The sequence below is a fragment of the Aeromonas sp. ASNIH8 genome (assembly GCF_002919855.1).
Classification (GTDB): domain Bacteria; phylum Pseudomonadota; class Gammaproteobacteria; order Enterobacterales; family Aeromonadaceae; genus Aeromonas; species Aeromonas caviae.
The window spans coordinates 1-17,376 of record NZ_PQLN01000020.1 but is presented as its reverse complement, the minus strand read 5'-3'; the positions used below and the strand labels follow the sequence as shown (position 1 = coordinate 17,376).

The following is a 17,376-nucleotide window of genomic DNA, read 5'->3' as shown; positions in this document are numbered from 1 at the left end:
GCGTTCAGGACTACCCTGATTTTAGTTTGCACACAAACAAAAATACTAGGCCGCTGCCCGACGCGCGGCCCCACTGCCGGAGAATGCCCATGAATGCCATCAGCCATCAAATCCAACTGCTGCGTCGCCCCACCGGTCTCCCCACCCTGGAGGACTTCGCCCTCCGGGACGTGCCCCTGCCCGCCCTGCAGGAGGGAGAGGTGCAGGTCGCCAACCAGTGGCTGTCGGTGGACCCCTACATGCGCGGCCGCATGAGCGAGGCCAAAAGCTACGTTCCTCCCTTCCCCCTCAACGGTCCCCTCGACGGCGGCGCCATCGGCACGGTACAGGCATCGCGCCATCCCGATTTCAAGGTGGGGGACAAGGTGAGCAGCATGCTGGGCTGGCGGGATGCCTTCGTGGCAAACGCCGCCCAGCTCACCCGCCTGCCCGACACCACCCTGCCGCCCCAGCGCTTCCTCGGCGCCCTCGGCATGCCGGGCATGACCGCCTGGGCGGGGCTGCACAAGGTGGCACACCTGAAGGCCGGTGAAACCCTGCTGGTCTCGGCAGCCTCCGGGGCGGTCGGCACCATGGCGGTCCAGCTCGCCAAGCAGGCGGGGGCCAGGGTCATCGGCTCCACCGGCTCGGCCGACAAGGTCGCCTACCTCAAGACCCTGGGAGCCGATGCGGTGATCAACTACCGGGAGACCCCGGATCTCGACGCCGAGCTGGCCCGCCTCGCCCCCGAAGGCATCCACGTCTACTTCGAGAACGTGGGGGGCGCCATGCTGGATGCCGCCCTCAACCACCTGGTGGTGCACGGGCGCATCGTGCTGTGCGGCCTCATCGAGCAGTACAACAGCAACGGCCAGGCCAGCGGCCCGCGCAACCTCTCCCAGGTGATCCGCAAGCGTATCCTGATGCAGGGGCTGCTGGTCTCCGATCACTGGCAGCACTACGGGGAATTCCTGGCCGAGGCCATGCCGGCCTTCGAGGCGGGCACCCTCCAGGCCGAGGAGACCGTCAGCGAGGGGCTGGCCAGCATGCCGCAAGCCTTTATCGGACTGTTCCAGGGCCGCAATACCGGCAAGATGCTGGTCAGACTGCCCTGATCCGGGGGCGTTTTCCATCTGTTTAACAGATAGAATTTCGCCATACCCATCCATTTAAGCGATGGAGAATCGGCATCCGATCCCCCTTGAACAGGCGGCTTGCACAACGGGCCCATCCCCCCTAAGGTGGGCCCGTTTTCCCTGGCGCACCCCGCCGTCTCAGCAAGGAGCCTCCCCTATGTCTACCCCCTATCCCCGCGTCGGTGTCGGCGTCATTCTCACCAATGGCCAGGGCCAGGTACTGCTTGGCAAGCGCAAGGGCAGCCATGCCCCCTATTGGTCCATCGCAGGTGGTCATCTGGAATTGGGGGAAACCTTCGAGTCGGCAGCCATCCGGGAGGTGGCGGAAGAGACCGGCTTCGTCATCCGCCAGCCTCGCGTCATCGCCGTCACCAACAACCTGGAGACCTGGCGCGAGAGCGGCCTGCACTACATCTCGGTCACCCTGCTGGCAGATGTGGACGGGGAGCCGCAACTGCTGGAGCCGGAAAAATGCGAGGGCTGGATCTGGTGCGACCCGCACACTCTGCCCGAGCCTCACTTCGATGCCAGTCGCCAGTCCATCGCCTGCTGGCTGGCGGGACAATGCTACCTGCCCCAGGCACAACCTGCCCCCTGACCCTCACCGGCAGGCTGCCGCGCGTCACCCCGGCACCTCTCGTCAGCTGGCGGAGGCGACCAGCCACCCCGCCAGCCCCTGTTGATGGCAGGCAGCGCGGGAGGGCGTACCGTCACCAAACTGTCACTTTTTTGTCATATTATCCGGGCCAGGATGATGACGAGGAGGGGAAGATGGGACAGGTATTCATGCAGTTCTTGTGGCTGGGATGCATCAGTTTTGGCGGGCCGGCCGCCCATATCGGCTATTTTCAGCGCACCTTTGTCCAGCGGCTGGGCTGGCTGAACCAGGGGGAGTTCGCCCAGTTGCTGGCCCTGTGCCAACTGCTGCCGGGTCCGGCCTCCAGCCAGCTCGGCTTTGCCATCGGCCGCCACCGCGCCGGCATCGGCGGCGCCCTGGCCGCCTTCGTCGGCTTTACCCTCCCCTCCTTCCTGCTGTTGCTGGCGGCCGCCGTCGGTCTGGGTCAGCTTGCGGGCAGCCTCTGGCTGGACGCCGCCCTGCACGGCCTCAAGCTGCTGGCGCTCGTCGTGGTGGCGGATGCCGTGCTCACCATGAGCCGCCAGTTCTGCAAGACGGCGCTGCAACAGGGGGTCATGGTGGCCACCGCCGCCGCCCTCTGGTGCGCCCCCGGTCTTCTGACCCAGGTCGCCATGCTGCTCGGCGCGGCCCTGCTCTGTGCCTTGCGCGAGCCGCACCCGGGGAGTCAGGGCCTCGCGTCCACTCCGGATCGCCAGCCTCACTGGCCGACCCTGCTGCTGTTCGCCCTGCTGTTCGTCGGCCTGCCCCTGGTGGCGAGCGGCCCCGTCAGCCAGTTGCTGGCCGACTTTTACCGGGCAGGCAGCCTGGTGTTTGGCGGTGGTCACGTGGTGCTGCCCCTGTTGCAGGAGAGCCTGGGTCACCACCTGAGCGAGCAGCAGTTCCTGACCGGCTACGGCCTGGCCCAGCTGGTACCCGGCCCCATGTTCACCCTGGCCACCTACCTGGGCGCCGTGCTGCTGCCCGCCACTCCCCTCATCGGGGCGCTGCTGGCGACCCTGGCGCTCTTCCTGCCGGGTTTCTTGCTGCTCTGGGCGCTGGGCCCCTGCTGGCAGCACTGGCTGGCCCGCCCCCGTCTGGCGGGGGCCGTGGCCGGCATCAACGCCGCCGTGGTGGGGCTGCTGCTGGCGGCCCTCTATCAGCCGGTGTGGCAGAGCGCCGTGATCTCCCCCACCGATCTGGCGCTGGCCGCCGTCGGCTTCTACCTGCTGCGGGTGCCACGGCTCCCCGTTCTGCCCCTCGCCGCCCTGCTGACGGGGACAGCCCTGCTGCTGGCCTGACGAACCCGCGACAAGTCAGGCAGCGCCCGCCGGGCTGGCGGTCATGGCTCTTATCCCCGAGGGGAACCAAAGAGAGCAAGATCCGTCAGGACAGCTCGGGCCCGTTGGCCGATAGTGAGCAGCACAGAGGAGAGACCATGGATCACAACCAGACAGAGGCCTACCGCCGACGCTTTCAAACGGTGACCGAGCACATCGAGCGCCATCTCGACGACGACCTGTCGCTGGAGCGGCTCAGCGCCGTGGCGCACTTTTCGCCCTTTCACTTTCATCGGCAATTTGCCGCTTACTGCGGCGTGCCGCTGGGGCGTTACATCCAGCTGCTGCGGCTGAAGCGGGACTCTTACCGGTTGGCATTCGCACCTCTGGACAAGGTGACTGATATCGCCCTCGATGCCGGCTTCCAGCATGGCGAATCTTTCAGTCGCGCCTTCAAGCAGACGTTCGGCCTGACGCCCAGCCAGTTCAGGCAGCACCCGGACTGGGCCAGCTGGCATCGCTGCCTGCCACGGCCCCCCACAAAGAGGATTGACCCCATGCGAGTCGACATCATCCAGTTCCCGCAGACCGCCGTCGCCGCCCTGACCCATCAGGGCCTGCCCGAGCGCATCAACGACACCGCGGCGCGCTTCATCCAGTGGCGCAAGGCCACGGGCGGCTCCCCGGTCGCCACCAGCCGGACCTATGGCCTGGCGCCGGACGACCCCGCCACGACGGAGGGTGCGGCGTTTCGCTTTACCCTCTGTGGCAGCGTCGAGGCCCCCGTCGCCGAGGACAATGAGTGGGGTGTGAAGAATGCCCTCATCCCGGCCGGGCGCTGCGCCGTGGTACGCCACCACGGCTCCCACGACCTCCTGGCCGACTGTGCCCGGGCGCTCTACCGCGACTGGCTGCCCGCCAGCGGCGAAGAGCTGCGGGATTTTCCGCTCTTCTTCCACTACCACAACTTTGTACACGAGGTGCCCACCCATGAGCTGGTCACCGACATCTACCTGCCGCTGGCATAGCCCGGTACCTGACAGGGGGAGATAAAAAAGCGGCGCCTCCGAAGGGAGGCGCCGCTGGTCGTGTCGGGGATCAGGCGTCGGGCTCGAAATCCAGGCTCAGGCTGTTGACGCAGTAGCGCTGGCCGGTCTCGGTCGGCCCGTCGGGGAAGACGTGGCCGAGGTGGGAGCCGCACTGGCTGCAGGTGATCTCCACCCGCTTCATGCCGTGGCTGTTGTCCTCGGTGTAGGTCACCGTCCCCTCGATGGCCCGATCGAACGAGGGCCAGCCGCAGCCCGAGTCAAACTTGGCATCCGAGTGGAACAGCACGCTCTTGCAGCAGACGCACAGGTAGTCGCCGCTCTTGCGGTTGTGCAGCAGGGTACCGCTGTAGGGCCGCTCGGTCCCCTTCTCCCAGCAGACGTGAAACTGCTCGGCGCTCAACTTGCTGCGCCACTGCTCGGGATTGTTACCGCTCATACTGACTCCTCGTCATGCTGACCGGGCAGATATGAAACTGCGCGGTTCTCGGGATTGCTACGCAACCGTCCAGGATTATTGCCATTCATATGGACTCCTTGCCATGTGTAGCGGTGACCAGCATACCGAGTCAGGCCGTTTCACTCTACCCTGCCAGCGGGAACTGTGATCCCGTTGGCAACACGGCGACAACATCTGCTGCCACCACCCCTTCGCTAGCCAGCACCGCCGCCGGCAGGGCGACCCGCTCCAGCAGCTTGAGGGAGTGGGCACGCCCCACCGCCACCTGCCGCTTGATGTCGTCCGGCAGGAAGGGCAGGCCGTCGTTGGTGGCGGTGTCGATGGTCTGGATCCACTCCATGCCCTCCCCCGGCGGCGGCAGGCGGAACTGGATGTCATAGTCGCTGGCGTTGAACAGCACGTACCAGCGCTCCCCGGTGCAGCCGATCATGCCGATGTCCATGGCAAACGCCTGCCCCATGGGGGCGTGCCAGTCCTGATCGGTGAGCTGATGGCCGTCCGGGTGATACCAGTTCACCTGGTGACAGCTGGTCGCCTTGCCGTTCCAGCCGTCGTCACTCAGTTGCAGGTTGGAGAAGACCCCGGACTCCGCCCGCAGCGCCATCATCTGGCGGGTGAAAGCGAGCAGCCGCTCGTCCTCCGGGCGCAGTTGCCAGTTCACCCAGCTTATCTGGTTGTCCTGACAGTAGGCGTTGTTGTTGCCGAGCTGGCTGCGGCCCATCTCGTCCCCGGCCAGGAAGTGCGGCGTCCCCTGTGACAGCAGCAGGGTGGCGATCAGGTTGCGCTTCTGCTGCTGGCGCAGGTTGTTGATGCGCGGGTCCAGGGTCGGCCCCTCCACCCCGTGGTTGCTGGAGAGGTTGTTGCCGTGGCCGTCCCGGTTGTCCTCGCCGTTGGCCTGGTTGTGGCGCTGGTTGTAGGAGACCAGGTCCTCGAGGGTGAAGCCGTCGTGATAGCAGAGGTAGTTGACGCTGGTGTGGGGGGAGCGCCAGTTCTTCGGGAAGAGATCCCGCGAGCCCACCAGACGGGTGGCAAAATCCCCCATCTTGCCCGCATCCCCGCGCCAGAAGGCGCGCACCGTGTCGCGGTAACGATCGTTGATCTCCAGCCACTGGCTCGGAAACTGGCCGAGACGATAGCCGAAGGGGCCGATGTCCCAGGGCTCGGCGATGAGCCTGACCCGCGCCAGCACGGGATCCGCCATCATGGCCTTGAAGAAGGCGCTCATGGGATCGAACTCCCCCGCCTCCCGCGCCAGAGTCACCGCCAGATCGAAGCGGAAACCGTCCACCTGCATCTCGGTGACCCAGTAGCGCAGGGCGTCGAGCACCAGCCGCAGGGTGTTGGGATGATCCAGATTGACGCTGTTGCCACAGCCGGTGACGTTGGCGTGACGGTGGTAGTCCGGCCCGTGGGCCCCCGACTCGAAGGCGTAGTAGCCCGCGTTGTCGAACCCCTTGAACGACAGCATGGGGCCGTCGAAGCCGGATTCCGCGGTGTGGTTGTAGACCACGTCCAGGATCACCTCGATCCCGGCCCGGTGCAGCTCCCGCACCATGGTCTTGAACTCGGTTACCGCCTCCTTCGCCGCGTAGCGCGGCTCGGGGGCGAAGAAGGCGATGGGGTTGTAGCCCCAGTAATTGGTGAGCCCGAGCTGCTCGAGCCTGGGCTCGGACATGAAGGCCGCCACCGGCATCAGCTGCACCGAGGTGACCCCCAGCGACTGCAGGTGCTCGATCATCAGCGGGTGGCTGATGCCCAGATAGGTGCCCTGCAGCTCCTTGGGGATCCCGGGGTGCTGGCGGGTGAAGCCCTTGACGTGGGTCTCGTAGAGCACGACCCGCTCGGGCGGGATGCCGGGCTTGCCGACCCCCTGCCAGTCGAAGGCATCGTCCACCACCACGGACTTGGCCACCATGGCCGCGCTGTCCCCCTGATAGAGGGCGTCGTCCCAGTAGGTAGGACGGCTCAGTGCCCTGGCATAGGGGTCGATCAGCAGCTTGTCCGGGTCGAACAACAGGCCGTCCTGGGGGCTGCCATGGACCCGATAACCGTAGCGCTGACCGGCCTTGACGCCGCGCACATGGCCGAACCAGTACTGGCCTCGCCGGCCGGGCAGGGCCAGCCGGGCCTGCTCCTGCTCCTCTTCGTCGAACAGGCAGAGCTCCACCTTGTCCGATTGCGGTGCCCAGACGCAGAAGTGGCAGCCCGTCTCGTCGAGCCGGGCGCCCAGCGGGTGATCCACCCCGTTTTCCATTGCGAACATCAAGACTCCTGTTTGATGAACAAGGTCGCGAGCGGCGGCAGATCCAGCACTATGCTGTGCGCCATGCCCTGCCAGGGCGTCGGCTCGGCGACGAAGACCAGACCCACATCATAGTTGCTGCCCCAGTAATGCTCGCTGTCGGTGTTGAGCACCACCCGATAGTGGCCGGCCGCCGGCACCCCGAGGCGATAGCCGACCCGAGGCACCGGGGTGAAGTTGCAGGCCACCATCAGGGGATGCGCCCCCAGCTTGTCCGCCCGTAGCCAAGCGAAGATGCTGTTGTCGGCGTCGTTGTGATCCAGCCAGCGGAAACCGGCCTGTTCATAATCGGCCTGATACAAGGCAGCCTCGTGACGATAGAGGTGGTTGAGATCCCGGATCAGCCGCTGCTGGCCGCCGTGCTTGGGATACTGCAACAGGTGCCAGGGCAGCTGGGCGTCGTGGTTCCACTCATTGCTCTGGGCGATCTCGGTACCCATGAAGTTCAGCTTCTTGCCGGGGTGGGCATACATGAAGCCCATGTAGGCGCGCAGGTTCGCGGCCTGCTGCCACTCGTCGCCGGGCATCTTGTAGAGCAGGGAGTGCTTGCCGTGGACCACCTCGTCGTGGGAGAGGGACAGGATGAAGTTCTCGTCATAGTGGTACACCATGGAGAAGGTCATGTCGTTGTGGTGGTAACGTCGGTGGATGGGCTCCTTCTGCATGTAGCTGAGGGTGTCGTGCATCCAGCCCATATTCCACTTGAAGCCAAAACCCAGGCCGCCGAGGAAGGTGGGACGGGAAACCCCGGCGAAGGCGGTGGACTCCTCGGCGATGGTCATGGCATGGGGGTACTTGCCGTACACCTCCTCGTTGGTCCACTTCAAGAGGCTGATCGCCTCGTAGTTGTGGTTGCCGCCATCGACGTTCGGCACCCACTCGCCGGCGTTGCGGGAGTAGTCCAGATAGAGCATGGAGGCGACCGCATCCACCCGCAGGCCGTCGACGTGGAACTTGTCGAGCCAGAACAGAGCGCTCGCCACCAGGAACTGGCGCACGGTATCGCGACCGAAGTCATAAATGTAGGAGTTCCAGTCCGGGTGCCAGCCACGGCGCGGATCCTCGTACTCGTAGAGCGGGGTGCCGTCGAAGCGGGCCAGGCCGTGGGCGTCGGACGGGAAGTGGGCGGGCACCCAGTCGAGGATGACGCCGATCCCGGCCTGGTGGCACTGGTCCACGAAGTATTTGAAGTCGTCGGCGCTGCCGTAGCGACTGGTGGGGGAGAACATGCCCACCGGCTGGTAGCCCCAGGAGCCGCTGAACGGGTGCTCGGAGACCGGCAGCAGCTCGATGTGGGTATACTCCATCTCCTTGATGTAGTTCACCAGTTCCACCGCCAGCTCGCGCCAGTTCAGGCTGTCGCCGTTGGGGTGGCGCTTCCAGGAGCCCACGTGCAGCTCGTAGATGGAGAGCGGCTGCTCCCGCTTGTCGTTGCGTTGGCTCTCGCGCCAGGCGGCATCCTGCCACTGGTACTGATCGTGGTCATAGACCACGGAGGCGAACGAGGGGTACTGCTCGCAGTAGAAACCCACCGGGTCGCTCTTGTGGGGCAGCCGGTTGCCCATGGGGTCTTTGAGCTCGAACTTGTAGCGATCCCCGGCCTTGAGCCCCGGCACGAACAGCACCCAGTGACCGCACTGGCTGCGCTGCATGGGGTGGCGACGGCCATCCCAGAAGTTGAAGTCGCCTATGAGGCTCACCGCGGTGGCGCTCGGCGCATAGACGGCGAAGCGCACCCCCTCCACCTGCTGGCCGAGGTGCTCCACTGTGCGCAGTTGTGCACCTAGGGTGTGGTAGAGGTTTTCCGGTTGCCAGGTCAGCTCCGCCAACCCTTCCCAGGCGGCGGCCTGGAACTGGTAGGGGTCTATGATGTCGGCACTGGCGTCGGCGTAGCTGGCGATGAGCTGGTAGGGAAAGGGATTCTTGCGGCGGGTGAAAACAGTTTCAAAGAGGCCCGCTTCGTCAGCGGCGGTCAGGGTGGCAACTATCTTGCCTGACTTGAGGTCTCTGACCCGGACCTCGAGCGCATCGGGCAACCAGGCGGTGAGTTTCAGGCCTGGCCCATCCGGATTGGCCAGCAGGCCTAGATGGGAGAAGGGATCGGTACAGCGGGCGGCAACCAAACGTTCAACGGGCATCGACATTTCCTTTGATGGCTGAACATCCGCTTCGGCCTGGGCCGAAGCGGATGAAAGTGAGTCACATGTTGGCGATTAAGGCTCAACGGCTGGCCTCGTCACGGGCCCGGCTCATCTTGCCCGCCAGATTCTTGAGCGCCTCATCGGCGAAAATATCCTCCAGATCCCGGGAGAGCTTGCGACGCCAGTTGGGGTATTCGTAACTGGTGCCCGGCACGTTGACCGGCTTGTCCATCTCCAGCCAGTCTTCCAGCTGGGTGCTGAACAGGGCACAGCTGCCGCGGGACATGTGCAGTTGCAGACCGTGGTTGAGCTCGGTGTTCATGCCGACCCAGTTCACGTCGTGGCTGATATTGCCAGAGATGACCCCATGGGCATGCAGGCTGTCAAGGATCCGCTGCTTGGCCTGGTGGCGATCAGCATACAGGGTCTTGAGCACCTCTTCATCCGGATACAGGCCCAGTTCGCGTCCCAACGCCAGATCGTCGCAATGCCAGAAGCCCTTGAGGGTCGGCATGTCGTGAGTGGTCAGGGCCGACATCGCCTGCTCGGCGTAGTGGGCCGGGGAGATGAAGCCGCCATCGTCCTTGGAGCGCTCGAAGAAGAACACCTTGTAGGAGTGGACGCCGTTCTCCTTCAGGGTCACGTCGATCCCCTCCGGCACTGTGCCGAGATCCTCGCCGATCAGCAGGCACTGGTTGCGGTGGGATTCGAGGGCCAGGATCCCCAGCAGGTCGTTGACCGGGTAATAGATGTAGGCACCCTTGGCGGCGGACTCTCCGGGCGGCACCCACCACAGGCGCAGCAAGGCCATCACGTGGTCGATACGCAGGGCACCGCAGGAGCGCATGTTGGCGCGGAACAGATCCACCATGGGCTGGTAGGCCGCCTCGAACAGCTGGTTCGGGTTCATGGGGGGCAGGCCCCAGTTCTGGCCGAGGGGGCCGAGAATGTCGGGCGGCGCACCGACCGAGGCTTTCGGGCAGTAGAGATCCCGGTTCGCCCAGATCTCGGTGGAGCCTTCGGAGACACCCACCGCCAGATCCCGGTAGATCCCCATCACCATGCCGGCGGCCTTGGCGCGGGCATCGACCTGGGCCAGCTGCTCGTCGGCCAGGAACTGCAGGTAGAGGTAGAAGGCCACGTCCTGGTTGTGCTCGGCCATCCAGGCGGCAACGGCCGGGTTGTGGTAGTCACGGAACTGCTCAGGCCAGACCGGCCAGCCCCAGGCGTTGTCGCCCTTGGCATAGAAGTGGGCCTGCAGGGCATCGAACGCCGCCTGCTGTTGCAGGCTGTCGCCACCGGCGGCCACGAAGGCATCGAACGCAGCCTGGCGCTCGGCGCTGAAGCTGGCCTGGTCGAACACCTGGCGCAGCATGCCGATCTTGGTCTGGATGACGCCGGTGTAGTCCACGTTGTCCTTGACCCGCAGGGAGGTGAGGTGCTGCTGGAAGGCCGGGCTCGCCACCTCCGCCTTCAGGCGATCGTTGCTCAGGAATTCGGGCACCGCCTCCACATCGATATAGGCGACGTTGAGCCAGCGACGGGAAGAGGGGCTGTAGGGGCTGGCGCTCTCCGGGTTGGCCGGATAGAGAGCATGAATGGGGTTGAGGCCGACGAAGTGGGCGCCCCAGGCGGCGGCTTTCTCCACCAGCTGACCGAGATCGCTGAAGTCGCCGATGCCCCAGTTGTGGCGGCTGCGCAGGCAGTAGAGCTGCACGCTCGGGCCCCACACCTTGCGACCATTGGCGATGGGCGCCTGCTTGTAGCAGGACTTGGGGGCGACGATGAGACGCATGGTGGCCAGCGGCTCGTCATTGCCCTCTTCGAGCAGGATGAGCTGGTGATAACCCAGCGCCGGCTGGACATCCAGGGTGACGCGATAGGCCTGGCACTCCATCTCCTCGAACTCGGCCACCCCGACCAGCTCACCCTCGATGGGAGTGAATTGACCGGACAGCACGGCACCCTGCTCCTGCTGGAGCTGCCAGGTGAGGGCGTCGTTGACGAATTCGATGGGCAGACGGACTTCGAGGCTGATGGGCTCGCCGCTGCGGACCACCATCACGGGATCCAGTGGCCGCAGCCAGTGCTGGCGATGCTCCTGCTCCAGCTGCTCGGTCAGGGCGGCCTCGTCGTCGACGCGGTAACCCATGGCGCCCAGCATGGCGGCCTTGCTCTCTTCGGATACCAGGGCCGGCTGGCCCCAGGCATCAACATACTCACTGGCAATGCCTTTGGCGGCAGCCAGCTGTTCAATCAGGGTGGTCATAGTTTGAGAATTCCCGCTGTGGATTCTGTCTACGCTATTTTGTGATTAATTTTTATGGTTGGTATTTGAACAGTGGCTCTTTGGCCATGCTAAACCGCGCACATTTTTACATATCTCCCCGGCTGGATGTGTGACCGGGCAGGCACTATTGTTGTTCTCTGCCACCGACTTTGCTGATGATGCATTCAACAAAAGTTGGTAGCCAGTTACATAAACCGAAAATAAATTTCACAGTTTTTCATGATATAGCGCAATTTCGCGCAGATTGTTGGTTGACTCGCGAGGGAGTTCTAGTAAATTTACAAACGGAATTTTCTTTGACTACTGAACAGTTAGGTAACCAATTATGACTATCAAAGTAGGTATTAACGGTTTTGGCCGTATCGGTCGTTTCGTTTTCCGTCTGGCCGCTGAGCGTGCTGACATCGAAGTGGTTGGTATCAACGACCTGATCGACGTTGACTACATGGCTTACATGCTGAAGTACGACTCCACTCACGGTCGCTTCAAGGGCACTGTTGAAGTCAAAGACGGCAACCTGATCGTCAACGGCAAAACCGTACGTGTTACCGCTGAACGTGACCCGGCCAACCTGAAATGGGGCGAAATCGGTGTTGACGTTGTTGCCGAAGCAACCGGTCTGTTCCTGACCGACGAAACCGCTCGAAAGCACATCGCTGCCGGTGCCAAGAAAGTCGTACTGACCGGTCCGTCCAAAGACGCTACCCCGATGTTCGTCATGGGCGTCAACCAGGATTCCTACGCTGGCCAGGACATCGTTTCCAACGCTTCCTGCACCACCAACTGCCTGGCCCCCATCGCCAAGGTTCTGAACGATACCTTCGGTATCGAATCCGGCCTGATGACCACCGTTCACGCTACCACTGCTACCCAGAAGACCGTTGATGGTCCGTCTGCCAAAGACTGGCGCGGTGGCCGCGGTGCGGCTCAGAACATCATCCCGTCCTCTACCGGTGCTGCCAAGGCTGTTGGCGTGGTCATCCCGGAACTGAACGGCAAGCTGACCGGCATGGCCTTCCGCGTGCCGACTCCGGACGTGTCCGTTGTTGACCTGACCGTCAACCTGAAGAAAGAAGCGTCCTACGCTGAAATCTGCCAGGCCATGAAGGCTGCCTCCGAAGGCGCCATGAAGGGCGTGCTGGGCTACACCGAAGACGAAGTGGTTTCCACCGACTTCCTGGGTGAGCGTCAGACTTCCGTGTTCGATGCCAAGGCTGGTATCCAGCTGAACAAGACCTTCGTGAAAGTCGTCTCCTGGTACGACAACGAAATGGGCTACTCCAGCAAGGTTCTGGACCTGATCGCTCACATCTCCAAGTAATTTGGGATGCGCAATCGCGTAGCTTGAAAAAAGGCGGCCAATGGCCGCCTTTTTGTATTCTGAATCACGGACCCTTTCTGAATGTCCCCGAGCACTGGAGCCTTTATGACACCGACACGTACGCTGACTGCCCACTGCACCCTGAGCCAGGATGGCCTGCCCCTGCTGACCATAGACAATGAGCACGCCAGGGCCGAGATAAGCCTGTTTGGCGCCCATGTGCTGCGTTACCAACGCCATGGTGAGCCGGCCTCTCTCTGGCTCAGCGACAAGGCGATACTGGATGGCAGCAAGCCCATTCGCGGCGGCATTCCCCTCTGCTGGCCCTGGTTCGGCCCCTCCCCCGCTCGCGTTGGCAGCGGCAAGCCGGCTCATGGCTTCGCACGCAACTGCCTGTGGACGCTGGATGGGGTCTCCGATCACGGGGATGGCACACTCGTCCACCTCTCCCTGCGTGACAACGATGCCAGCAGGACACTCTGGCCCCATGCCTTCGAGCTGGAGCTGGACGTACTGGTCGGCAAGGAGCTTTCCCTGGTGCTGACCACCCGCAACACCGGCAAGTCAGCGCTCACCTACAATGCCGCCCTGCACACCTACCTGCAGATCAGTGCGCCGGAAGCGGTGACCGTGACCGGCCTCGGCGAACCCTATCTGGACAAGCTGACCGGCCGAAACGAACTGCAACAGGGAGCGCTGACCGTCACCGCAGCCATGGATCGCATCTACCGCCAGCCCGATGCCATGGTCAGCGTGCAGGATGGTGAGCGCACCACCCGGGTGGTCAACGGCAACCACGACAGCGTGGTGGTCTGGACCCCCTGGCAGGAAGGGGCCAGCGCCATGGCCGACATGAGTGACAACGGTTATCGCACCATGCTCTGTGTCGAGGCGGCCATCACCGCCGAGGACGGGATCACCGTCCCGCCCGACGAGGAGCACAGCTTCTCCACCGTCATCATCTGACGATACAGATGACGGATAAATAAAGAGGGCTCCCGCGGGAGCCCTCTTTGCATCTTGCCATCAGCGTCAGTCAGGCGTTGCCCTGGGTCTTGAGCTTGAGCTCGGCGGCGAAATCCAGCATGCGGTCGAGCGGGACAAGCGCTTTGAGACGCAGTGCCTCATCCACATGGATCTCGTGACGCTCGGCGCCGTCGGTCAGGGCCTCCTTGATGGCCACCAGGCCGTTCATCGCCATCCAGGGGCAGTGGGCGCAGCTGCGGCAGGTGGCACCATCACCACCGGTGGGCGCCTCCACCATCTCTTTCTCCGGGCATGCCTGCTGCATCTTGTAGAAGATGCCGCGATCGGTCGCCACGATCAGTTTCTGCTGGGGCAGCTCTTTGGCGGCCTTGATGAGCTGGCTGGTAGAACCCACCGCATCCGCCAGTTCGATGACGGAGGCCGGAGACTCCGGGTGCACCAGCACGGCGGCATCCGGGTTCTGGGCCTTGAGCTCGCGCAGCGCCTTGGCCTTGAACTCGTCGTGCACGATGCAGTGCCCCTGCCAGCGCAGCATCTCGGCCCCCGTCTTCTTCTCGATGTAGGCGCCGAGGTGGCGGTCCGGGCCCCAGATGATCTTGTGACCCTGACTGTCCAGATGTTCGACGATCTCCAGCGCAATGCTGGAGGTGACCACCCAGTCGGCCCGTGCTTTCACCGCTGCCGAGGTATTGGCATAGACCACCACGATGTGATCGGGGTGGGCATCGCAGAAGGCGGAGAACTGGTCGATGGGACAACCCAGATCAAGAGAGCACTCGGCCTCCAGCGTCGGCATCAGCACCCGCTTGTGGGGGCTCAGAATCTTGGAGGTCTCTCCCATGAAGCGCACACCGGCCACGATCAGGGTCTGGGCCGCATGGTCGCGACCGAAGCGGGCCATCTCCAGGGAGTCACCCACGAAGCCACCGGTGGCTTCTGCCAGGGCCTGGATCTCGGGATCCGTGTAGTAATGGGCAACCAGCACGGCCTGGCGCGCCTCGAGCAGCACCTTGATCTCGGCGATCAGGGTCGCCTTCTGCTCGGGAGTCAGGGGCTGTGGTTTGGCCGGGAAGGGGTAGTCCATCTCGACTACCGGCGGAATACTGCTCAGTGCATTGCTCATTGCGACTGTTCCATCAACGCTCGGGAAGGCCAAAATTATAACCAGAAGCCGTGCACAAACCCATCAACAAATCCAGTACAGTACAACTGTCAGGATCCGCTCCGACCATATCGTTGTCATTCTTGCCAAAAGGAGTTGTCGAATGAAACAACGTTCGCTCAAGACCAAGTTGTTGTTGCTCACGCTGGGACTTTTTCTCGCCAGTGGCGTCGCCATGACATGGATACAGTCCTCCTCGCTGAACGGCCTGCGCGATGACATCATGGCGCAGACCCGTGGCGCCCTGGAGCAGGAGGTTTCCCGTTCCCTGCAATTCCAGGCAGAGCGGTATGCAGTGCAGATCGAAGACCAGTTGCAGCAGGCCTATCAGATACCGCTCGGCATGGCGGCGCAGCTTGAAGGAAGCATGGCCCAGCCGGACCAGCGGCTGAGTCGCCCACAAGTGGAGCTGCTGCTTGGCAGCCGCCTGCGCCAGGCAAACGGGATCAGTTCCATCTACGCCCAGTTCGAACCCAACGGTTACGACGGACAGGACGCCGACTGGCAGACGGGCGCCAGCCATTCGGTTGCCGGCAAGGGCAGTCTCGAGGTCTACTTCACCCGGGAACAGAACGGAAACATCGCGCAGCAGACCATAGATGCCGCCACCAGTGACGCCAAGTTCGACACCTCGCGCAATGAATTCGGCATTCGCAACAGCGAGTGGTATCTCTGCGGTCGCGAGACTCGTCGCCCCTGCCTGATGGAACCCTACCTCTACGAGATAAGCACTGGCCAGAAGATGCTGATGACCAGCCTGACGGTGCCCGTCCTCAAAGATGGCAAGTTTGCCGGGATCACCGGGGTCGACATGAACCTGCCCATCTTCCAGCAACTGGCCGAGCACCTAGGCAAGAGCCTCTATGACAACCAGGCCGAGGTCACCCTGGTCAGCAAGACGGGCTTCATCGTCGGCAGCAACCGCCATTCGGACAAATTGGGGCGCCCCCTGACAGAGGCCGGACTGGTTGCCCCGAATGGACACCCCGCCGATACCGACAGCGATTTCATCCTGCAGCAGCCCATACGGATCGAGGCCGCCGACAACCAGTGGTGGCTGATGATCAAGGTGCCCAAGGCCCTCGCCCTCAGCCAGGCCAACACCATCAGCCAGCAGCTCGGCAGCCTGTTGCAGGCTACCCAGCAGCAGCAGCTGGTTGCCATCGTTGTCATCACCCTGGTGGCCCTGGGCCTGCTTGTCTGGTTCATCCAGACCATCACGGCGCCCCTCTCCCTCATCAGCCGCCACGTCTCCCACCTCGCCAGCAATGAAGGCGACCTGACCCAGCAGATGCGTATCGACACCCACCAGGAGCTCATCGAGCTGGGCAGGCATCTCAATGCCTTCCTCGGCAAGCTGAGGGCCATGGTGCAGGGCAGCAAGCAGATAGGGCAACAGGTGCATCAGCAGGCCAGGGGCATGAAACAGACGGCCGATGCCATGCGCAGCAGCCTGGATGATCAGAGCCTGGAGCTGGAGAGCGTGGTCAGCGCCATGCACGAGATGAGCACCACGGCAGTCAGTGTGGCGGGCTATGCGGAACAGGCGGCGCAGGAGTCTGAAGCGGCGACCCACCATGTCAGCACGGCCCAGCAGACCTTGAGCAGGGCCCGCAACGAGATCCATACCCTGGTCGAGGACATGCATCAGGCCGACAAGGCGGTCGCCCAGGTCGCCCAGCGCAGCACCAATATCAGCCATATTCTCGATGTGATCCGGGCCATTGCCGAACAGACCAACCTGCTGGCCCTCAACGCAGCCATCGAGGCGGCGCGGGCCGGCGACATGGGCAGGGGTTTTGCCGTCGTGGCGGACGAGGTGAGGGCGCTGGCCAACAAGACCCGCTCATCCACCGACGAGATAGGGCAGCTCATCGGCAGCCTGCAAACCGAGGTCACCAGCAGCCAGCAGTTGATGAGCACGGGGATCGCCCGCTCGGTGAGCACGGTTGAAGGCACGGAGCAGGCCTTCGAGGCACTCAATCAAGTGGTCACCCAGATCCAGCAGATCCATGATCACATCAGCCAGGTGGCGACCGCCGCCGAGCAGCAGAGTGCCGTGAGCGACACCATCAACCAGAACCTGATGCGCATCGGCGACGCCGCCACCACCCTGGGACAAGAGGCCAATGCCAGCCAGCGCCTGAGCGAGGCACTGGAACAGGCGGCCACCACCCTGGCAAGCGAGCTGGATCGACTGCGAACCTGATGAGAGACGGAAACGAAAAAGCCCGCATCGCTGCGGGCTTTTCAATATGGTGGTCGTTACTGGGCTCGAACCAGTGACCCCCTCCTTGTAAGGGAGATGCTCTCCCAGCTGAGCTAAACGACCTGGGATATGACTGAAATGATGGTGGGTCGTGCTGGATTCGAACCAGCGACCAATTGATTAAAAGTCAACTGCTCTACCGACTGAGCTAACGACCCATCGAAATCATTTTTAAAGCATGGTGGTCGTTACTGGGCTCGAACCAGTGACCCCCTCCTTGTAAGGGAGGTGCTCTCCCAGCTGAGCTAAACGACCTGGGATATGACTGAAATGATGGTGGGTCGTGCTGGATTCGAACCAGCGACCAATTGATTAAAAGTCAACTGCTCTACCGACTGAGCTAACGACCCATCGAAATCATTTTTTAAAGCATGGTGGTCGTTACTGGGC

The 17,376-nt window shown here is 63.3% G+C and carries 12 protein-coding genes and 4 tRNA genes; 7 read left to right on the top strand and 9 right to left on the bottom strand.

What is annotated here, in order from left to right; translation table 11 throughout:
* Nucleotides 1–89: 89 nt before the first annotated feature.
* The 4 genes from C3418_RS07495 to C3418_RS07480 all read left to right on the top strand — a co-directional run bounded on the left by C3418_RS07495 (nucleotide 90) and on the right by C3418_RS07480 (nucleotide 4,036).
* Nucleotides 90–1,094: an NADP-dependent oxidoreductase gene (locus C3418_RS07495; protein WP_042864401.1), complete on the top strand. Its 1,005-nt coding sequence runs from the start codon at nucleotides 90–92 to the stop codon at nucleotides 1,092–1,094.
* A 178-nt stretch (nucleotides 1,095–1,272) separates the two neighbouring features.
* Nucleotides 1,273–1,713 carry an NUDIX hydrolase gene (locus tag C3418_RS07490; RefSeq protein ID WP_103858251.1) on the top strand — a complete coding sequence of 147 codons (441 nt, stop codon included), beginning with the start codon at nucleotides 1,273–1,275 and terminating at the stop codon, nucleotides 1,711–1,713.
* 173 nt (nucleotides 1,714–1,886) lie between these two features.
* Nucleotides 1,887–3,029 (top strand): chromate efflux transporter, encoded by a 1,143-nt coding sequence (gene chrA, locus C3418_RS07485; RefSeq protein ID WP_103858250.1) that lies wholly within the window; start codon nucleotides 1,887–1,889, stop codon nucleotides 3,027–3,029.
* A gap of 137 nt (nucleotides 3,030–3,166) precedes the next feature.
* The gene (locus tag C3418_RS07480; RefSeq protein WP_103858249.1) at nucleotides 3,167–4,036 is read left to right on the top strand and encodes a GyrI-like domain-containing protein; all 870 of its coding nucleotides are present in this window, start codon (nucleotides 3,167–3,169) and stop codon (nucleotides 4,034–4,036) included.
* A 70-nt stretch (nucleotides 4,037–4,106) separates the two neighbouring features.
* Here the strand turns inward: C3418_RS07480 and msrB are convergent, their stop codons facing one another.
* The 4 genes from msrB to malQ form a co-directional block, all read right to left on the bottom strand.
* Nucleotides 4,107–4,493, bottom strand: a complete 387-nt coding sequence (msrB, locus tag C3418_RS07475; protein WP_103858248.1) for a peptide-methionine (R)-S-oxide reductase MsrB — start codon at nucleotides 4,491–4,493, stop codon at nucleotides 4,107–4,109.
* A gap of 145 nt (nucleotides 4,494–4,638) precedes the next feature.
* Nucleotides 4,639–6,777 carry a glycogen debranching protein GlgX gene (gene glgX, locus C3418_RS07470; protein ID WP_103858247.1) on the bottom strand — a complete coding sequence of 713 codons (2,139 nt, stop codon included), beginning with the start codon at nucleotides 6,775–6,777 and terminating at the stop codon, nucleotides 4,639–4,641.
* Nucleotides 6,777–8,954: a 1,4-alpha-glucan branching protein GlgB gene (gene glgB, locus C3418_RS07465; RefSeq protein WP_103858246.1), complete on the bottom strand. Its 2,178-nt coding sequence runs from the start codon at nucleotides 8,952–8,954 to the stop codon at nucleotides 6,777–6,779. The genes glgX and glgB overlap by 1 nt, the downstream gene beginning before the upstream one ends.
* An 82-nt stretch (nucleotides 8,955–9,036) precedes the next feature.
* Complete coding sequence (gene malQ, locus C3418_RS07460) at nucleotides 9,037–11,226, bottom strand: 4-alpha-glucanotransferase (protein WP_103858245.1); 2,190 nt, start codon at nucleotides 11,224–11,226, stop codon at nucleotides 9,037–9,039.
* A gap of 346 nt (nucleotides 11,227–11,572) precedes the next feature.
* Here malQ and gap point away from each other — a divergent pair, with 346 nt between their 5' ends.
* Together gap and C3418_RS07450 are read left to right on the top strand one after the other, a co-directional pair.
* On the top strand, nucleotides 11,573–12,568 hold the full coding sequence (gene gap / locus C3418_RS07455; RefSeq protein WP_010672882.1) for a type I glyceraldehyde-3-phosphate dehydrogenase: 996 nt from the start codon (nucleotides 11,573–11,575) through the stop codon (nucleotides 12,566–12,568).
* A 105-nt stretch (nucleotides 12,569–12,673) separates the two neighbouring features.
* Nucleotides 12,674–13,534, top strand: a complete 861-nt coding sequence (locus C3418_RS07450; protein WP_103858244.1) for a D-hexose-6-phosphate mutarotase — start codon at nucleotides 12,674–12,676, stop codon at nucleotides 13,532–13,534.
* A gap of 70 nt (nucleotides 13,535–13,604) precedes the next feature.
* On the opposite strand, the gene nadA is transcribed toward C3418_RS07450, so the two are convergent.
* On the bottom strand, nucleotides 13,605–14,678 hold the full coding sequence (gene nadA, locus C3418_RS07445; RefSeq protein WP_052816503.1) for a quinolinate synthase NadA: 1,074 nt from the start codon (nucleotides 14,676–14,678) through the stop codon (nucleotides 13,605–13,607).
* 142 nt (nucleotides 14,679–14,820) lie between these two features.
* Here nadA and C3418_RS07440 point away from each other — a divergent pair, with 142 nt between their 5' ends.
* Nucleotides 14,821–16,926, top strand: a complete 2,106-nt coding sequence (locus tag C3418_RS07440; RefSeq protein ID WP_103858243.1) for a methyl-accepting chemotaxis protein — start codon at nucleotides 14,821–14,823, stop codon at nucleotides 16,924–16,926.
* A gap of 47 nt (nucleotides 16,927–16,973) precedes the next feature.
* Here the strand turns inward: C3418_RS07440 and C3418_RS07435 are convergent.
* From C3418_RS07435 to C3418_RS07420, 4 genes are all read right to left on the bottom strand, one after another.
* Nucleotides 16,974–17,049 (bottom strand) — tRNA-Val (locus C3418_RS07435).
* Between the two features lie 19 nt (nucleotides 17,050–17,068).
* A tRNA-Lys gene (locus tag C3418_RS07430) sits at nucleotides 17,069–17,144 on the bottom strand.
* 21 nt (nucleotides 17,145–17,165) lie between these two features.
* Nucleotides 17,166–17,241, bottom strand: a tRNA-Val gene (locus tag C3418_RS07425).
* Between the two features lie 19 nt (nucleotides 17,242–17,260).
* Nucleotides 17,261–17,336, bottom strand: a tRNA-Lys gene (locus C3418_RS07420).
* Between the last annotated feature and the right edge of the window lie 40 nt (nucleotides 17,337–17,376).

What these genes read in the sequence shown, in the direction of transcription:
- C3418_RS07495 (WP_042864401.1), top strand. Translation starts at nt 90, where the DNA reads ATGAATGCCATCAGCCATCAAATCCAACTGCTGCGTCGCCCCACCGGT.
- C3418_RS07490 (WP_103858251.1), top strand. Translation starts at nt 1,273, where the DNA reads ATGTCTACCCCCTATCCCCGCGTCGGTGTCGGCGTCATTCTCACCAAT.
- chrA (WP_103858250.1), top strand. Translation starts at nt 1,887, where the DNA reads ATGGGACAGGTATTCATGCAGTTCTTGTGGCTGGGATGCATCAGTTTT.
- C3418_RS07480 (WP_103858249.1), top strand. Translation starts at nt 3,167, where the DNA reads ATGGATCACAACCAGACAGAGGCCTACCGCCGACGCTTTCAAACGGTG.
- msrB (WP_103858248.1), bottom strand. Translation starts at nt 4,493, where the DNA reads ATGAGCGGTAACAATCCCGAGCAGTGGCGCAGCAAGTTGAGCGCCGAG.
- glgX (WP_103858247.1), bottom strand. Translation starts at nt 6,777, where the DNA reads ATGTTCGCAATGGAAAACGGGGTGGATCACCCGCTGGGCGCCCGGCTC.
- glgB (WP_103858246.1), bottom strand. Translation starts at nt 8,954, where the DNA reads ATGCCCGTTGAACGTTTGGTTGCCGCCCGCTGTACCGATCCCTTCTCC.
- malQ (WP_103858245.1), bottom strand. Translation starts at nt 11,226, where the DNA reads ATGACCACCCTGATTGAACAGCTGGCTGCCGCCAAAGGCATTGCCAGT.
- gap (WP_010672882.1), top strand. Translation starts at nt 11,573, where the DNA reads ATGACTATCAAAGTAGGTATTAACGGTTTTGGCCGTATCGGTCGTTTC.
- C3418_RS07450 (WP_103858244.1), top strand. Translation starts at nt 12,674, where the DNA reads ATGACACCGACACGTACGCTGACTGCCCACTGCACCCTGAGCCAGGAT.
- nadA (WP_052816503.1), bottom strand. Translation starts at nt 14,678, where the DNA reads ATGAGCAATGCACTGAGCAGTATTCCGCCGGTAGTCGAGATGGACTAC.
- C3418_RS07440 (WP_103858243.1), top strand. Translation starts at nt 14,821, where the DNA reads ATGAAACAACGTTCGCTCAAGACCAAGTTGTTGTTGCTCACGCTGGGA.